17 protein-coding genes are annotated in these 15,450 nt (G+C 73.3%); 3 read left to right on the forward strand and 14 right to left on the reverse strand.

Annotated features, from left to right (window positions below):
• Window positions 1–25: 25 nt before the first annotated feature.
• From Q1K26_RS11280 to Q1K26_RS11295, 4 genes are all read right to left on the reverse strand, one after another.
• Window positions 26–577, reverse strand: coding sequence for a TIGR00730 family Rossman fold protein (locus Q1K26_RS11280; protein ID WP_300010210.1), 552 nt, complete (start codon window positions 575–577; stop codon window positions 26–28).
• A 38-nt stretch (window positions 578–615) separates the two neighbouring features.
• Window positions 616–1,380: a TIGR00730 family Rossman fold protein gene (locus tag Q1K26_RS11285; protein ID WP_300010214.1), complete on the reverse strand. Its 765-nt coding sequence runs from the start codon at window positions 1,378–1,380 to the stop codon at window positions 616–618.
• Window positions 1,381–1,406: 26 nt separating this feature from the next.
• Window positions 1,407–2,468: a succinyl-diaminopimelate desuccinylase gene (dapE, locus tag Q1K26_RS11290; protein WP_300010217.1), complete on the reverse strand. Its 1,062-nt coding sequence runs from the start codon at window positions 2,466–2,468 to the stop codon at window positions 1,407–1,409.
• 123 nt (window positions 2,469–2,591) lie between these two features.
• Window positions 2,592–2,795 carry a zinc-ribbon domain-containing protein gene (locus tag Q1K26_RS11295; protein WP_300010220.1) on the reverse strand — a complete coding sequence of 68 codons (204 nt, stop codon included), beginning with the start codon at window positions 2,793–2,795 and terminating at the stop codon, window positions 2,592–2,594.
• A gap of 527 nt (window positions 2,796–3,322) precedes the next feature.
• Between Q1K26_RS11295 and dapD the strand changes: the two genes are divergently transcribed.
• On the forward strand, window positions 3,323–4,258 hold the full coding sequence (gene dapD / locus Q1K26_RS11300; RefSeq protein WP_300010223.1) for a 2,3,4,5-tetrahydropyridine-2,6-dicarboxylate N-succinyltransferase: 936 nt from the start codon (window positions 3,323–3,325) through the stop codon (window positions 4,256–4,258).
• Window positions 4,259–4,348: 90 nt separating this feature from the next.
• Entirely contained in the window at window positions 4,349–5,314 is a 966-nt protein-coding gene (locus Q1K26_RS11305) for a CHAD domain-containing protein (RefSeq protein ID WP_300010226.1), read from the forward strand.
• A 72-nt stretch (window positions 5,315–5,386) separates the two neighbouring features.
• Here Q1K26_RS11305 and Q1K26_RS11310 read toward each other — a convergent pair whose 3' ends face one another.
• The 3 genes from Q1K26_RS11310 to fdxA all read right to left on the reverse strand — a co-directional run bounded on the left by Q1K26_RS11310 (window position 5,387) and on the right by fdxA (window position 8,073).
• The gene (locus Q1K26_RS11310; RefSeq protein WP_300010230.1) at window positions 5,387–6,571 is read right to left on the reverse strand and encodes an MFS transporter; all 1,185 of its coding nucleotides are present in this window, start codon (window positions 6,569–6,571) and stop codon (window positions 5,387–5,389) included.
• A gap of 61 nt (window positions 6,572–6,632) precedes the next feature.
• Entirely contained in the window at window positions 6,633–7,715 is a 1,083-nt protein-coding gene (dapC, locus tag Q1K26_RS11315) for a succinyldiaminopimelate transaminase (RefSeq protein WP_300010233.1), read from the reverse strand.
• 31 nt (window positions 7,716–7,746) lie between these two features.
• Window positions 7,747–8,073 (reverse strand): ferredoxin, encoded by a 327-nt coding sequence (gene fdxA / locus Q1K26_RS11320; RefSeq protein WP_300010333.1) that lies wholly within the window; start codon window positions 8,071–8,073, stop codon window positions 7,747–7,749.
• A 113-nt stretch (window positions 8,074–8,186) separates the two neighbouring features.
• Here fdxA and Q1K26_RS11325 point away from each other — a divergent pair, with 113 nt between their 5' ends.
• Window positions 8,187–9,188: a GNAT family N-acetyltransferase gene (locus Q1K26_RS11325; RefSeq protein WP_300010236.1), complete on the forward strand. Its 1,002-nt coding sequence runs from the start codon at window positions 8,187–8,189 to the stop codon at window positions 9,186–9,188.
• A 13-nt stretch (window positions 9,189–9,201) separates the two neighbouring features.
• Here the strand turns inward: Q1K26_RS11325 and Q1K26_RS11330 are convergent, their stop codons facing one another.
• The 7 genes from Q1K26_RS11330 to Q1K26_RS11360 all read right to left on the reverse strand — a co-directional run bounded on the left by Q1K26_RS11330 (window position 9,202) and on the right by Q1K26_RS11360 (window position 15,426).
• A complete protein-coding gene (locus tag Q1K26_RS11330) occupies window positions 9,202–9,960 on the reverse strand; it encodes a hypothetical protein (protein ID WP_300010239.1) in 759 nt (252 codons plus the stop codon).
• 18 nt (window positions 9,961–9,978) lie between these two features.
• Window positions 9,979–10,356 carry a hypothetical protein gene (locus Q1K26_RS11335; RefSeq protein ID WP_300010242.1) on the reverse strand — a complete coding sequence of 126 codons (378 nt, stop codon included), beginning with the start codon at window positions 10,354–10,356 and terminating at the stop codon, window positions 9,979–9,981.
• Window positions 10,353–11,237, reverse strand: a complete 885-nt coding sequence (gene mshB, locus Q1K26_RS11340; RefSeq protein ID WP_300010245.1) for an N-acetyl-1-D-myo-inositol-2-amino-2-deoxy-alpha-D-glucopyranoside deacetylase — start codon at window positions 11,235–11,237, stop codon at window positions 10,353–10,355. Before mshB ends, Q1K26_RS11335 begins: the two co-directional genes overlap by 4 nt.
• Before the next feature lie 193 nt (window positions 11,238–11,430).
• Window positions 11,431–12,534, reverse strand: a complete 1,104-nt coding sequence (locus tag Q1K26_RS11345; protein WP_300010247.1) for a dipeptide ABC transporter ATP-binding protein — start codon at window positions 12,532–12,534, stop codon at window positions 11,431–11,433.
• On the reverse strand, window positions 12,527–13,555 hold the full coding sequence (locus tag Q1K26_RS11350; protein WP_300010250.1) for an ABC transporter ATP-binding protein: 1,029 nt from the start codon (window positions 13,553–13,555) through the stop codon (window positions 12,527–12,529). Before Q1K26_RS11350 ends, Q1K26_RS11345 begins: the two co-directional genes overlap by 8 nt.
• A 1-nt stretch (window position 13,556) precedes the next feature.
• Window positions 13,557–14,510: an ABC transporter permease gene (locus tag Q1K26_RS11355; protein WP_300010253.1), complete on the reverse strand. Its 954-nt coding sequence runs from the start codon at window positions 14,508–14,510 to the stop codon at window positions 13,557–13,559.
• A complete protein-coding gene (locus Q1K26_RS11360) occupies window positions 14,503–15,426 on the reverse strand; it encodes an ABC transporter permease (RefSeq protein ID WP_300010256.1) in 924 nt (307 codons plus the stop codon). The genes Q1K26_RS11355 and Q1K26_RS11360 overlap by 8 nt, the downstream gene beginning before the upstream one ends.
• Between the last annotated feature and the right edge of the window lie 24 nt (window positions 15,427–15,450).

Consider the following 15,450-nt stretch of genomic DNA (forward strand, 5'->3'; position numbering starts at 1 on the left):
TCCCGCCGCCGCGCCGAACCGACGATCACGCACCCCCCGGGGCGGGGACCGTGCTCGCGCAGGCGTCCAGGGCCGCGGCGACCGTCGTCGTCACCCGGAGGTGGGCCAGGGCCACCGGCTGCACGAAGCCGCGGTCGCCGAGGCCGCGGACCCAGTCCAGCAGGCCGGTCCAGTGTCCGTCCGGATCGAGCAGGACGACCGGCTTCGCGTGCAGGCCCAGGTAGCCCGACGTCCACACCTCGAACAGCTCCTCACAGGTACCCAGGCCGCCGGGCAGGGCGAGGAACGCGTCGGCGTGGGCCTCCATCAGGGCCTTGCGTTCCCGCATGGTGTCGACGACCAGCAGCTCGTCGGAGTCGTGGTCGGCCCACTCGCGCTCCACCATCGATCTCGGGATGACGCCGGTGGTGCGCGCCCCGCCCGCCCGCGCGGCGGTGGCGACCGCACCCATCATCGACCGCCGCCCGCCGCCGGACACCAGCTCCCAGCCGCGGGTGGCGATCTCGCGGCCCACGTCGGCCGCCAGCGCCGGGTAGTGCGGCGCGATCGTCTCGATCGACGCACAGTAGACGCACACCCGCACCGGTGCCCGTCCGCCGGCCCCGCCGTGGCCCACTAGTGCGCGTCCTCCCACGCCCGGTAGGCCTCGTGGACCACCTTCACCGCGTCGTCGACGTCGTCGGTGAGGTGGAGCAGCGCCAGGTCCTTCTCCCCGATCTTGCCGCTCCCCAGCACCGTCTTCGCGATCCAGTCGTAGAGCCCGCCCCAGTACTCCGTGCCGAGGAGCACGACGGGGAACTTGGTGACCTTCTTCGTCTGCACCAACGTCAGCGCCTCGAACAGCTCGTCGAGCGTGCCGAACCCGCCGGGCAGGCACACGAAGGCCTGCGAGTACTTGACGAACATGGTCTTGCGGGCGAAGAAGTAGCGGAAGTTGATGCCGAGGTCGACCCAGTCGTTGAGGCCCTGCTCGAACGGCAGCTCGATGCCCAGGCCCACGCTGAGCCCGCCGGCCTCCGAGCAACCCTTGTTCGCCGCCTCCATCACGCCCGGCCCACCGCCGGTGATCACCGCGTAGCCGGCCTCGGCGAGCGCGGTGCCCAGCGCGCGGCCCTGGGCGTACTCGATGTGGTCGCGCGCCGTGCGGGCCGATCCGAACACGGTGACGGCCCGGGGCAGCTCCGCGAGCATGCCGAAGCCCTCGACGAACTCCGCCTGGATGCGCAGCACCCGCCACGGGTCGGTGTGCACCCAGTCGCTGGGCCCACGGGAGTCCAGCAACCGCTGGTCGGTGGTGGTGGCCTCGTTGCGCAGGCCGCGGCGCAGCACCACCGGCCCGCGCTGCTTCTCATCGGGGTGCCCGCCCCCGCCGGCTGTCATGGTGACCAGCGTAGTGAGGGCGGCCGCTACCCCAGGAAGCGGCGCAGGACATCCGCCGCCTCGGTGATCTGGCGGGTGTCGACGTGCTCCTCACGCTTGTGCGCCAGGTTGGGGTCGCCGGGCCCGAAGTTGAGCGCGGGGATGCCGAGGGCGGAGAAGCGGGAGACGTCGGTCCAGCCGTACTTGGCCGAGGGGGGCGTGCCCGTGGCCGCAATGAACTCGCGCGCGGCGGGCTCGGTCAGGCCCGGCAGCGCGCCCGGCGACCGGTCGGTGATCACGACCTCGAAGCCGTCGAACACCTCGCGCACGTGCTCCTCCGCGGCCGCGCAGTCGCGGTCGGGCGCGAACCGGAAGTTGACGGTGAGGACGCACTCGTCGGGCACGACGTTGCCCGCGACCCCGCCGGTGATGCGCACGGCCTGCAGCCCCTCGCGGTACACGCAGCCGTCGATGTCGACCTCGCGCGCCAGGTACGCGGCGAGTTGCTGCAGCGCCGGCGTGGCGGCGTGGATCGCGTTGTCCCCCAGCCAGGACCGCGCCGAGTGCGCCCGCCGCCCGCGGGTGGTGACCTCCGCCCGCAGCGTGCCCTGGCAGCCGGCCTCGACGCCGGCGTTGGTGGGCTCGCCGAGGATCGCGAGGTCGGCGGCCAGCCAGTCGCGGTGCTCGCGCTCGATGCGGCCCAGGCCGTTGCGCTGCGCCTCCACCTCCTCGCAGTCGTAGAGGACCAGCGTGAGGTCGTGGCGCGGCTCGGTGAGCGTGGCGGCGAGGTGGGCGATGACGGCGTCGCCCGCCTTCATGTCCGACGTGCCGCATCCGTGCAGCAGGTGACCGTCGCGGCGGCTGGGCAGGTTGTCGGCGATCGGGACGGTGTCCAGGTGCCCGGCCAGCAGCACCCGCTGCTCCCGACCCAGGCGGGTGCGCGCCAGCACGGCGTCACCGGTGCGCAGGACCTCCAGGTGCGGCGCCTGTTCCCGCAGGGCCGCCTCCACGGCGTCGGCGATGGCGGCCTCGCCCCCGGAGACGCTGGGCAGGTCGACCAGCGCGGCGCACAGGTCGATCGGGTCGGCGGTGAGGTCGAGGCGGGTCACGCGGCTGACGCTACCCGGGCACGGTACGGGTCCCTCGCCGTGCCGGCGACCGCGCGAGGCGCAGTCGCTGCCGCACCTGCACGTCGAGCCGGTCGGGTCCGAACCGCGGCGAGGACGACCGGCTCAGACCTCGACGGCGGCGCCGCAGATGCCGCAGGCCTCGAACCGCCGGTGCTTCCACCGGGCGACGGGCACGAAGAACAGCGTGAACTGCCGGAACTCCCGCATCCGCGCCCACTGCGTGGTGTTGTGGCACCGCGGGCAGGTACGGGTCTCCCCCGGGCCGACGTGCTGTCGCCTGGTGCCGAGGCCGAAGAGGAAGAACACCGTCCCACCCTACGGTCGGCCACTGGCCGGGCACGGGTGGACCGGGTGGGACGGGGCCGGGCACCGCTGGGCCGGGCGCGCGTTCTGCTGCGACCGGTGATCACCGGCTCGGAACCGGCAGGCGCACCGATCCCTCGTTGATCGTCGTCCCGGAACCCGGAGCAGCACGGGGGACGCCTCCCGGTTCCGAGCCGGTGATCACGGGGACGACACCGATCCGGGCCGGCCTCACGAACCGCATGAACCGCTCGCGGCACACAGGCCCCGGAGGCAACGGCCGGGTGCGCCCCGACACCCCGGTCCGGCGATCACCGCACGACCACCCCGGCACGGACGGGTGCGCCCCGGACGCCCCGGACCGCCCCGACCGCCCCGACCGCCCCGACCGCATCCTGAGCCAGGTGCGGATCGACCGGGCCACGCATGCCGGTCGATCAGGCCCGGGCCGGCCCGCACGCGGTGGCGCCACCTTCCGCACCGCACCCGGCGATCGGCCCCGCCCGACGCGACGGATACCGTCGGGCGCCGTGAGCACCGCACCGCGCCGCGAGGGCGCCTCCGGCACCGGCCTGGCCACCGTCTCCACCGACGGCACGGTCCTGGACACCTGGTACCCCGCCCCGGCGCTCGGGCCGGACGCCCCCGACGTCGCCGCCGACCTCGACCCGATGGCCGGCGTCGACGAGGCCCGCGGGGTACGGACCACCGTCGTGCGCGCCGGGATCGGCTCGCTGGCCGACCCTCCCACCGACGCCTCGGACGTGTACCTGCGGCTGCACCTGCTCTCGCAGCGCTCCGTCGCCCCGCACGAGATCAACCTGGACGGGGTGTTCGGGCTGCTCGCCAACGTCGTCTGGACCGACCGCGGCCCCTGCCCGGTGCCCGGATTCGAGCTCGCCCGGATGCGGATGCGCGCTCGGCGCCCGGTGATCGTGTACGGGGTCGACAAGTTCCCGCGGATGGTCGACTACGTGATCCCGTCCGGCGTCCGGATCGCCGACGCCGACCGCGTCCGGCTCGGAGCGCACCTGGCCGAGGGCACCACCGTGATGCACGAGGGCTTCGTCAACTTCAACGCCGGCACGCTCGGCGCCTCGATGGTGGAGGGCCGGATCTCCGCCGGGGTCGTGGTCGGCGACGGGAGCGACGTCGGCGGCGGTGCCTCGATCATGGGGACGCTGTCCGGCGGCGGCAAGGAGAGGATCTCGGTCGGGCGGCGGTGCCTGATCGGCGCGAACGCCGGGATCGGGATCTCCCTGGGCGACGACTGCGTCGTGGAGGCCGGCCTCTACGTCACCGCCGGGACGAAGGTGACGCTGCCCGACGGGAGCACCGCGGCGGCACGCACGCTGTCCGGGCAGAGCGGGCTGCTGCTGCGCCGCAACTCGGTGACGGGAACGGTGGAGGTACTGGCCCGCACGGGCGAGGGCGTCACGCTGAACACGGCCCTGCACGCGAACTGACCGTGCACATCTGAGGTGCACCGTGCACACGCCGGGGCGTGTGCACGGGGGCGCCGGGGTGTGCACGGGGGGCGCCTATCCTCTCCCCTCGTGCCCACTGCCACGCCCCGCCGGTCCCGCAAGCTCTCGATCGAGGCGCTCGACCTGCCCGCGCCGGTCGTCGCCACCCCCGCGGACGCTCCTCCGCACCACGTTCGGGCCGCCCTCGACCTGCGGCTGCGCGCGCTGCTGACGCACGACCCCGGCACCCGCACCGGCGCCGACATCGAGGATCTGCACCAGATGCGGGTGTCCGTGCGCCGGATGCGGGCCGCGCTGAAGGCCGCCCGGCCACTGCTCGACGCCGCCTGGGCGGACGGGCTGCGGACCGAGCTGGGCTGGCTGGGCGGCGCGCTCGGCCCGGTGCGCGACCTGGACGTGATGATCCTGCACCTGCGCGCCGAGGTGGACGTCCTGCCCGCCGCCGAGCAGGACGCCGGGGGCGTGCTCGTGGACGCGCTGGAGACGGAACGGGTCGCGGCCCGCACCGAGATGCTCGCTGCGCTCGACGCCCCCCGCTACCCCGCGCTGCTGGAACGCATCGCCGACGCCGTGCGCCTGCCACTGCCCACCCCGACCGCCACGCAGGCGCAGCCCGAGCTGGTCGACCTGATCCGGGCCGAGGCCCGCAAGATGCGCAAGGCCGTGCAGAAGGCGGGCCCGGACCCCGTCGACGAGGTGCTGCACGCCCTGCGCATCCACGGCAAGCGCGTGCGCTACACCGGTGAACTGGTGCAGCCTGCGCTGCGCGGCACACCGGCCGGCAAGGCGGTGAAGAAGCTGCTGCGCGTCACCGAGGAGCTGCAGGAGGTGCTGGGCGACCACCAGGACGCCTGCGTGGCCGAGACCCGGATCCGGCAGTTGCTCGACGGCCTGGCCGACGGACCGGACGGGGAGATCGACGCCCACGTCGTGTTCGTCGGGGGCCGCCTGGTGGAGCGCGAGCGCGCCCGCGCGGAGGCCAAGCGGGCGCAGTGGTGGGCGGCCTGGGAACAGGTGGCCGCGGTCTCCGTCTGAGCCCTGCCCGCACTTCGGAGCCATACTGCCGTTCCGGAGCCCCGGAACCAGCGCTGTGGCTCCGAAACGCCGTCAGGCGGGCGGGCGGTCACCGATGCGCAGGATAGCCCAGGCCTGGAGGGCGCCGGCCAGCAGCAGCACCGTGATCGCGGGCGGGTACGCGCCGGTGATGTCGATCAGCACGCCCATCAGCAGCGGCACGATGCCGGCCGCGGTGTAGCCGACTCCGAGCGCGAACCCGGTGGTGGCGGCGCTGGCGGTGCCGTCCGGTGTGCGCCAGGCGATCACCGTGAGCCCGAGCGGGAAACCCGCGCCGACCCCGATGCCCATCAGCACCGCCCACGTCCACGGCCCGAGCACCGCAGGCATCGGCAGCAGCATGGCGCCGACCGTGCCGGTCAGACCGCAGGCCAGGGTCGTGGTCGCCCAGAACCGCCAGCGTCGGCGCCGCTCGGCCAGCGCCGGTCCCAGCAGGGCCGCCGGGATCTGCGTGACGCTCCACACCGCGAGCAGCACGCCCGCCTGCGTGGGGCTCCACCCCTGGCCCTCGTAGTACGGCGCGAGCCAGGTCAGCCAGCCGTAGAACATCACCGACGTGCCGGCCTGGTAGCAGGCGGCGAGCCGGGCGAACGGGTCGCGCCAGGGCAGTCCCGATCCGGAGTCGGCGCTGCGGGGTACCGGGACGCGCCGGGCGATCGGCGTCCACACCGCCACCGCGAGCACCGCGGGCACGGCCCACACGGCCAGGGAGAACGACCATCCGCCCAGCCCGACGGCCAGCGGCACCGCCAGCCCGCTGGCGACGGTCGCGCCCACCATCATCGACACCACGTAGCCGCCGGTGGCCACCCCGGCGCGCCCGGCGAGGTGCTCCTTGACGACGCCGGAGATCAGCACCCCGGCCAGGCCGATCCCGGCCCCGACCAGGAGGCTGCCGCCGATCAGCGCCCCGAGTGCGGGCACGCCACGCAGCAGACCGCCCGCGGCGACGAGCCCGACCGACGCGCCGAGACCCCGCTCGCGGCCCCACCGCCTGCCGACCACCGGGCCGGCGAACGATCCGAGCGCCATCATCAGGACGGCGCCGGCCTGCACCAGCCCGGCGACCCCTGCCGAGATGCCCAGCTCGTCCCGCACGGTCTCCAGCAACGGCGGGTAGCCGGCCAGCGAGGCGCGCAGGTTCGCGGCGAGCGCGAGCACGCCGAGCAACACGATCCACGGCGCCACGGCCGGTCGGACGCCGGTCGGGTGACTCATGCCCGCGCCCGGCCCGCACACGTCCGCGACGCGGCACCGGGCGGCGAGCCCGCCGTCCCGCTCACGGGGACAGCCGCGCCACCGCCGCGTCGATGCGTTCGTCGCTCGCGGTGACGGCGACGCGCACGTGCTGCGCCCCCGCCGGACCGTAGAACTCCCCCGGCGCCACGAGCACGCCGTGGCCCGCGAGCTCGCGCACCGTCGTCCGGGAGGGCCGCCCGGCCGTGGCCCAGAGGTAGAGGCCGGCCTCGGAGTGGTCCACCCGCAGGCCCGCCTTCTCCAGCGCGGGCCGGAGCGTGGCCCGCCGCCGGGCGTACACGGCGGCCTGGGCGCTGACGTGGCCGTCGTCCGACGCGGCCGCGGTCATCGCGGCCTGCACCGGCCGCGGGACGATCATGCCGGCGTGCTTGCGCACCTCCAGCAGGGCCGCGACCAGCGCGGGATCACCGGTGACGAACCCGGCGCGGTACCCCGCGAGGCTCGAGGACTTCGACATCGAGTGCACGGCGAGCAACCCGTCGTGGCTGCCGCCGCAGACGTCGGGATGCAGCACGGACGCGGCCCCGTCCGACAGCGACAGGTAGCACTCGTCGGACGCCACGACGGCACCGCGCTCGCGCGCCCAGTCCACGACCTTGCGCAGGTGCTCGGGTGGCAGGACCCGGCCGGTCGGGTTGGACGGCGAGTTGATCCAGACCAGCGCGACCCGCGCCGGGCCCAGCGCCGCGGTCGAGTCGGCGCGCGCGACGGAGGCCCCGGCCAGCCGCGCCCCGACCTCGTAGGTGGGATACGCCAGCTCCGGGACGACGACCGTGTCCCCCACCCCGAGGCCCAGCAGCGTCGGCAGCCACGCGACGAGCTCCTTGGAGCCGATCGTCGGGAGCACCGACACCGGGTCGACGGTGATCCCGAACCGGCGGACCAGCGACCCCGCAACGGCGGCGCGCAACGACTCGGGGCCGTGCGTGGTCGGGTAGCCGGACTCGTCGGCCGCCGGCCCCGCGAGCGCCGCCCGCACCACCGGCGCGACGGGGTCCACCGGGGTCCCGACGGAGAGGTCGATGATGCCGTCCGGGTGCGCCCGCGCGAGGGCGGCGTCCTCGGCGAGTGAGTCCCAGGGGAAGTCGGGGAGCCGCGCTCTCACTGTGCTGATGGTGAAACCCGGCGAGCGGGTGTCACTCGTCGTGGGCCTGCGGGGGCAGGCTCAACGCCGGCTCGACGTCCCGCTCGACCTTGCCGACCTTCGACGCGCCGCCGGGCGAGCCCAGCTCGTCGAAGAAGTCGACGTTGGCCTTGGTGTAGGCGGTCCACTGCTCGGGGACGTCGTCCTCGTAGTAGATGGCCTCCACCGGGCAGACCGGCTCGCAGGCGCCGCAGTCGACGCACTCGTCGGGGTGGATGTAGAGCATCCGGCCGCCCTCGTAGATGCAGTCCACCGGGCACTCTTCGATGCACGCCTTGTCGAGGAGGTCGACGCAGGGCTCGGCGATCACGTAGGTCACTTCGGTGGGATCCTTGTCCACTCGGGTGGTTCTCCGGCACCCGACAGTATGTATCCCCACCGGCCTCGACACCCACCCGGGGCCGGTGTGACGCGTGCCGCGAGAATGCTCGCGTGCACGGGCTGGAGGACGTCGACGGGCGCCGGGCCTCGGTGCGCTACCGGATCGGCGACCGCCACGGCCGCCCCCTCTACACCGACGCCGTCGGCGAGCTGACGGTGGACGGGGACACGGTCACCGTGGACACCCGCCGCGGGACGGTGCGGATCGCCCGCGCGACCGTGGTGGCGGTGCGGGCCGTGCCGCCCGCACCGCCGCGGCGGGCGTCCTGGGCCGCCGTCGTCCACATCGAGGAGCTGTGCGCCGACGCGTGGCCCGCGCTGGTGGACACCCGGCTCGGCGCCTGGCGGATGCGCGCCGCGGGCGGGTACACCGCGCGCGCCAACGGCACCCTCGCGCTCGGTGATCCCGGTGTCGCGCTGCCGGTCGCCCTCGACGCGGTCCGCACGTTCGCGGCCGCGAACACGATCCCGCCCCGGGTGACGGTGGCGGCCGGGTCCCGCTGGGACACCGCCGTGTCGCGGGAGGGGTGGGTGCTCGACGTCGACCACGCCGCGGGACCCGAGGCCGTGGTACTGGTGTCCGGTCTCGCCGATCTCGCCCGCCCGGTGCCCCCGTCGATCACCCTGCCGGAGGAGCCCGACCCGGACTGGTGGTCGCTGGGCCTGCGCGGCCCGGCCGCCCGCTCCGGGGCGCCCGGGTGGGACGGTCCGTCCCCCGCTGTGCCGACGGCCGTGCAGCGCCACGTGCTGCGCCCACCGGCACGCACCGCGTTCGCGCTGGCCCGCGACCCGTCCGGCACGGCCGTCGGGCAGGTCCGCGCCACGATCGTCGAGGACCACCTGCACCTGTCGTGGCTGACGGTGGTCCCCGCCGCCCGTCGCGCGGGACTGGCGACGGCGCTGGTCGCGTCGGCCGCGACCTGGGCTCGCGGTCTCGGTGCCCGGTTCGGCGTGCTCCAGGTCGCCGAGCACAACGGCCCCGCCCGCGCGCTCTACGCCCGCACCGGCTGGACCGAGCACCACCGCTACCGCCACCTGGTGCCGCCGCGCTGACGGGGCCGCCGCCTCAGGCCACCTTCAGCCGCTGCTCCGCCTCGCGGGCCGCACGCTTGAGCCCGGACCACTCCCCGAGGTACTTGCCCACGGCTCCGACCACGGGGAAGTTGCCGATGAAGCCGTGCAGGGCGTTGCCGTGCGGGCGCTTGTCCAGCTCGTCCTCGACCGCGAACAGGGTCCGACCCAGGCGCCACACGGCCGAGCCGACACGGTGCAGCGTCGGCCGCCGGTCCGGCCCGGTGAGGTCACCGGTCAGCTCCGCGGCACGCGCGTCGGCCGCGGCGTCGGTCGCCGCGTCGGGCGCCTCGACGACGAGCTCGCGGCGGAACAGCACGGCACCCAGCAACCCGACCAGCTCCGCCTCCTCGCGGACGCCGTGCTCCCCGGCGATCGCCACCAGCACCAGGCCCTGACCGGCCGCGCCGAGCGCCGCGGACACGGGCAGCCGGTTGGCCAGCGCGCCCCCGATCCCGGGGACGGCGGCGACCAGCGTGGTGAACCGCCCGACGCGGCGCACCCACCAGCGGCTGCGCTGCGGCGGGTCCATCGCCGCCCACGCCGCGGTGCCCGGCACCTGCACCGTCGCGAGCAGGTCGAGCACGTTCTCCCGAACGCCGCGCTCGTCCTCGGGCCCGCCCGCCTCCTCGGCGAGGCGCGCGCGCAGGCCGAACGGATCGGTCTCGCGCAACCCGTCGAGCACCGGGCGCGTGGCCCGCACGAACGGGCGCAGCACCGCCACGATCGCCCCGTCCGAGATCGCCTGACTCATGTCGGAGCTCCCCCACCGTCACTGGTCCACCACCTGGCGCAGGGCCCACAGCCCGGCACCGACCCCGCCGAGGAACAGCAGGCCCGACTGCCACGTCACCGGCAGCATCACGTCGCCACCCGGCCCGGCGACCGCGAGCACCGCGACGACCAGGAACCAGGCGATCAGCGGGGCGGCCGCCGCAGCGGGACGGGGATCGATCTCACCTGCCCGCAGCACCAGCCACGGCAGGATCAGCACCGTGAACACCACGCCCATCGGCACCGGGAACCCGCCGGCGTACATGGGGGTGAACGCCAGACCGAACGCGCCGAGCAACGCGCCGTCGAACGTCAGCAGGGCCAGCGCCGCCACCCCGGTCAGGCGCGACGGCGTCCGCGGGGCGAGCTCGGTCATGGCGCGATCCCGGCGAACAGGTCGTCGCCCGGCCCGCAGTCGGCCACGCTGCCGTGGTCGACCACGCTGTACTCCTCGACGTCGAGCAACGGCTGCGCGACCCCGTTGCTCATGGCCAGCGCCACGGTGTCCCCCCGCTCCCATACGGCGATCTGCGTGGCGTGCGCCCGCATCGCCCCCATCCTCGCCCGCCGGGTGCCGCGGACGTCCACCCGGGTGTGGACCGACCCGTCGGGCACGCTGGGCAGCTCGTCGGGCTCGGGCATCCGGAACGGCATCCCGTCCACGCCGGCCAGGGCCGCGAGGCCGGCGTCGAGCGTGGACCGGGCGATCACGGTGAAGGCGAGCCGGGCCGGGCGCATCCGCCCCGGCATGCGCTCGACCGCGGCCACGGTGATCCGGTGCGCGCGGACGTGGTCGGGATGGCCGTACCCGCCGTCGGGGCCGTAGGTGACCACGACCTGGGGCGCCACCTCGGTCAGCACGGCCACCAGCGCGTCGACCTGCTCGTCGAACGCCTCCGGCGCGGCGAACGCCCGCGGGTGGAGCACCTCGGGCGTGGCGGCGCGCACGCCGTGCCCGGCCAGCGCCATGCCGGAGTCGCGCCAGCGCCCGGCCCCGCCGAGCAGCCGGTGATCGGTGACGCCCAGCGCCGCGCAGGCCGCCGCGAGCTCCCCGACCCGGTACCCGCCGAGCTGGTCGGCGGCGTCGGGGCCCAGCTGCGCGAGCTCCGGCGGGATCACCTCGCCCTGCTCACCGAGTGTGCAGGTCACCAGCGTGACGGCGGTGTCGGGCTCCGCGGCGTAGCGCGCGATCGTGCCGCCGGTGGTCAACGTCTCGTCGTCGGGATGGGCGTGGACGAGGACGAGGCGGCGAGTCACGAGGTGTGAGCGTATCCCGGGCCGTCATTCGGCGCGGACCATACGTCGAACACTCCGAGGACGGCCTCGGGAACTTCTTCGAGTTCGACAACCGCAGCAGATTCGCACTGCCTGTCACACCGCCTCGCACCGAGACGAGCTAGGTCGGGAGCCGGCTTCGCTTCGCCTCTCCTGGTGCCGGAACCGAGAACGATCAGGTCGGTTTGCGCAGGGGATCGTCGAGCACGCCGAGCGACCCCTCATCACCGTGGACCACGTCGACCGGCGTCGCGAAGTGGCACGCGGCACGGTGGCCGGCCTCGTGCTCCCGCAGCACGGGGTACTCCTCGGCGCAGATGTCCTCCGCCTTCCAGCATCGAGTCCGGAAGTGGCACCCGCTCGGCGGGTCGGCGGGAGAAGGCAGGTCGCCCTGCAGGACGATCCGCTTCTTCTTGCCCCGCAGCGCGGGATCGTGCGACGGCACCGCCGACAGCAGCGCCTGCGTGTACGGATGCGAGGGCTGCTCGTAGACGTCGGAGTTGCTCCCGCTCTCGATGATCCGGCCCAGGTACATGACGTTGACCCGGTCACTGATGTGCCGCACGACAGACAGGTCGTGCGCGATGAACAGGTACGACAGCCCGAACTCCGCCTGCAGGTCCTCCAACAGGTTGATGACCTGTGCCTGGACCGACACGTCCAGGGCCGACACCGGCTCGTCGCAGACGATGATCTCCGGCTTGAGGGCGAGCGCGCGAGCGATCCCGATCCGCTGGCGCTGACCGCCGGAGAACTGGTGCGGGTAGCGATTCACGAAGTCCGGGTTCAGCCCGACACGGTCGAGCAGGTCGCGGACGGCCTGGCCCCGACCCTTCTTCGGCTCCACTTCGGGATGGATCTCGTAGGGCTCCCCGACGATGTCGCCGACCGTCATCCGCGGGTTCAGCGACGTGTAGGGATCCTGGAAGATGATCTGGATCTGCCGGCGGAGCTGGCGCAGTTCCTTGGGACCCATCGCGAAGATGTCGCGCCCCTTGTAGAACACCTGGCCCGCGGTCGGCTTCTCCAGTGCGAGCAGCACCTTGGTGACGGTCGACTTGCCGCATCCCGACTCGCCGACCAGACCGACCGTCTCCCGCGGGTACAGATCGAGGTCGACCCCGTCGACCGCCTTGACGTGACCCACGACCCTCCGGCGCACGATGCCGTACCGGATCGGGAAGTGCTTGGCCAGGCCGGTCACCTTGAGCAGGGGCTCGCCGCTGCGGTCGACGACGGGGGCGCCACCCTTCTTCGCCACGCTGACCGGCTCAGACATCGAGGACCTCCTCCGCGAAGTGGCAGGCACTACGTCGCCCGTCGCCGACGTCGCGCAGGGCAGGGGCGTCGGAGGTGCAGACGTCCCGGGCGCGCGGGCAGCGGGGATGGAACGCGCAGCCTGCCGGGATCGCGGAGAGGCTGGGCGGGGACCCGACGATGGGCGAGAGCCTGCCGCCCATCTGGTCGACGCGCGGCACGCTGTTCATCAGGCCCACGGTGTACGGGTGCGACGGGCGTCCGAAGACCTCATCGATCCGGCCCGTCTCCACGATGGCACCGGCGTACATGACCGCGACGCGATCGGCCGTCTCGGCGACGACCCCGAGGTCGTGCGTGATGAGCACGATGCCCATGCCGTTCTCCCGCTGCAGGTCCAGCAGCAGGTCCACGATCTGCGCCTGCACGGTGACGTCCAGGGCCGTGGTCGGCTCGTCAGCGATGATCACCGTCGGGTCGAGGGCCAGCGCCATCGCGATCATCACCCGCTGCCGCATGCCTCCGGAGAACTGGTGCGGGAAGTCCTTCACGCGGCCCTTCGCACCGGGGATGCGGACCCGGTCCATGAGCTCGGCGGCCTGGTCCATCGCCTCCTTCCTGGACGTGCCGCGGTGCACGCGGAACATCTCGGCGATCTGCGACCCCACGGTGAACACCGGGTTGAGGGCCGAGAGCGCGTCCTGGAAGACCATCGAGATCTGTGCACCGCGTACGGCCCGCTGCTCGTCGGCCGACAGGGTCAGCAGATCGGTGCCCTGGAAGCGGATCTTCCCGTCGGTGACCCGCGCGGGCGGGCTCTCCAGGATCCCCATGATCGCCTGGGCGCTCACGCTCTTGCCCGATCCGGACTCTCCGAGGATCGCCAGGGTCTCGCCCTCGTCCAGGTGCCAGCTCACGTCACGGACGGCACGCACGATCCCGTAGCCGGTGTGGAACTCGACGGACAGGCCGTCGACCTCGAGGAGGTGATTGCCGGAGCCGCCGTCGCGGCGGGCGTCCGGTGTGGTCAGAGGGAGGTTCACGTCAGCGCAACTTCGGGTCGAGGGCATCGCGCAGCGCGTCGCCGAGCGAGATGAACGCGAGCACGGTCACCGTCAGGAACGCACTCGGGAAGATCAGCAGATGCAGGGACGTCCTCAGGTAGTTGCGCGCCTCGGAGATCATCAGCCCCCAGGAGATGGACGGGAGCTGCAGACCCACACCGAGGAACGACAGCGTCGCCTCCGCCGAGATGATCACCCCGACGCTGATCGTCGCGTAGACGAGCACCGGGGCGAGCGCGTTGGGCAGGATGTGTCGCGTGATCAGGCGTCCGTCACTGGCTCCGAGTGCCCGCGCCGCCTGCACGTAGTCCGCGTCCCGGACGGCGATGACACTGGAGCGGACCAGCCGCATCGGGGTCATCCAGACCAGCAGCAACAACGCCCCTCCGACGATGAGCACCGTCCGGCCCTGGAACTGGTACAGGATGATGATCGCACCGAGAATGAGCGGCAGCCCGTAGACGATGTCGGCGATCCGGGCGACGAGATTGTCCACCCAACCGCCCCGGAAACCCGCGATCGCCCCCAGGACCAGGCCGATGAGCAACGCGCCGAGCACGACGTAGAGCCCGATGCTGATGGAGACCCGCGCACCGTGGATGACATTGGCGTAGTAGTCGCAGCCCAGGACGTCATAGCCGAACCAGGCCTGCGCGCTCGGTGCCTGGCGGCTTCGCGACAGGTCACAGGCGCGCGGGTCGATACGGGTGAACAGCTGCGGCACGATCGCCATGACGGTGAACAGCCCGACGACCACGGCCCCGAAGAGGAACTTCGGGTCCCGACGGAGCTGCCGCCAGACGTCGCCCCACAGACCGGTCTGCGCGACCGAGCCACCCGCCGCGCCGACGAGGCCCGGCGCGTCCCCGGCGTCGACGTCCGTGGCGACTGCGGAATCAGTGTCACCGCGGCCGGCGGGTCTGGTGCTAGTCAAGGCGGATCCTCGGGTCCAGGGCGGCGTAGAGCACGTCCACCAGGAGGTTGAAGAAGATGTAGACGAAGATGAAGAACGTCGTGATGCCGACGACGACGGATCCCTCCTGCGACTTCACCGCGTCGAAGACCGCTCGGCCGAGACCCGGGATGTTGAAGATCCCCTCCGTGACGATGGCCCCGCTCATCAGCGCCCCGAAGTCGGCTCCGAGGAACGTCACCACCGGGATGAGGCTGTTGCGCAACGCGTGCTTGCCGACCACCGTGCGCTCCGGGAGCCCTTTCGCCCGCGCCGTGCGGACGAAGTCGGTCTGCATGTTCTCCGCGAGACTGGTCCGGGTGAGGCGGGCGACGTAGGCCATCGAGGCCGAGGCCAGCACGAATCCCGGCAGGACGTAGCTGACCCAGCCGTCGTTGACCGAGCTGATCGGGAACCAGCCGAGCTGCACGCCGAGGAAGTACTGGGCGACGTAGCCGAAGACGAAGACCGGGATCGACACCAGCAGGGTCGTGCTGACCAGCACGAGGTTGTCCAGGTAGCCGTTGCGGCGGATCCCGGCCAGGATGCCGGCGACGAGCCCGATCACGGCCTCGATGACGAGGGCGGCGACCGCCAGCCGCGCGGTCACCGGCAGCCGCAACGCGATCGTCTCGCTGACCTCCCGTCCGCTGAAGTCGATGCCGAGGTCCCCGCGGAGCAGGTTGCCCATGTACTTGAGGTACTGCACGAGGACGTTGTCGTCGAGGTTGAACCTGTCGCGCAGCTCCGCCTCGACGCCGGGCGGAAGCGGGCGGTCGCCCGCCAGCGCCCGGATCGGGTCGCCCGGTAGCGCGTAGACCAGCAGGAACACGATGAACGACGCGCCGATGATGACCGGGATCGCCAGCAATAGGCGGCGCGCGACGAAGCGGGCCAAGGTGGGTTCCTCAGACTCGCCGGA

Origin of the sequence: Pseudonocardia sp. (assembly GCF_029263155.1) — a bacterium.
Taxonomy (GTDB): domain Bacteria; phylum Actinomycetota; class Actinomycetes; order Mycobacteriales; family Pseudonocardiaceae; genus Pseudonocardia.

Coding starts and splice junctions, on each gene's coding strand:
- Q1K26_RS11310 (WP_300010230.1), bottom strand. CDS start 6,571: ATGAGTCACCCGACCGGCGTCCGACCGGCCGTGGCGCCGTGGATCGTG.
- Q1K26_RS11335 (WP_300010242.1), bottom strand. CDS start 10,356: ATGACCGAGCTCGCCCCGCGGACGCCGTCGCGCCTGACCGGGGTGGCG.
- Q1K26_RS11345 (WP_300010247.1), bottom strand. CDS start 12,534: ATGTCTGAGCCGGTCAGCGTGGCGAAGAAGGGTGGCGCCCCCGTCGTC.
- Q1K26_RS11285 (WP_300010214.1), bottom strand. CDS start 1,380: ATGACAGCCGGCGGGGGCGGGCACCCCGATGAGAAGCAGCGCGGGCCG.
- Q1K26_RS11330 (WP_300010239.1), bottom strand. CDS start 9,960: ATGAGTCAGGCGATCTCGGACGGGGCGATCGTGGCGGTGCTGCGCCCG.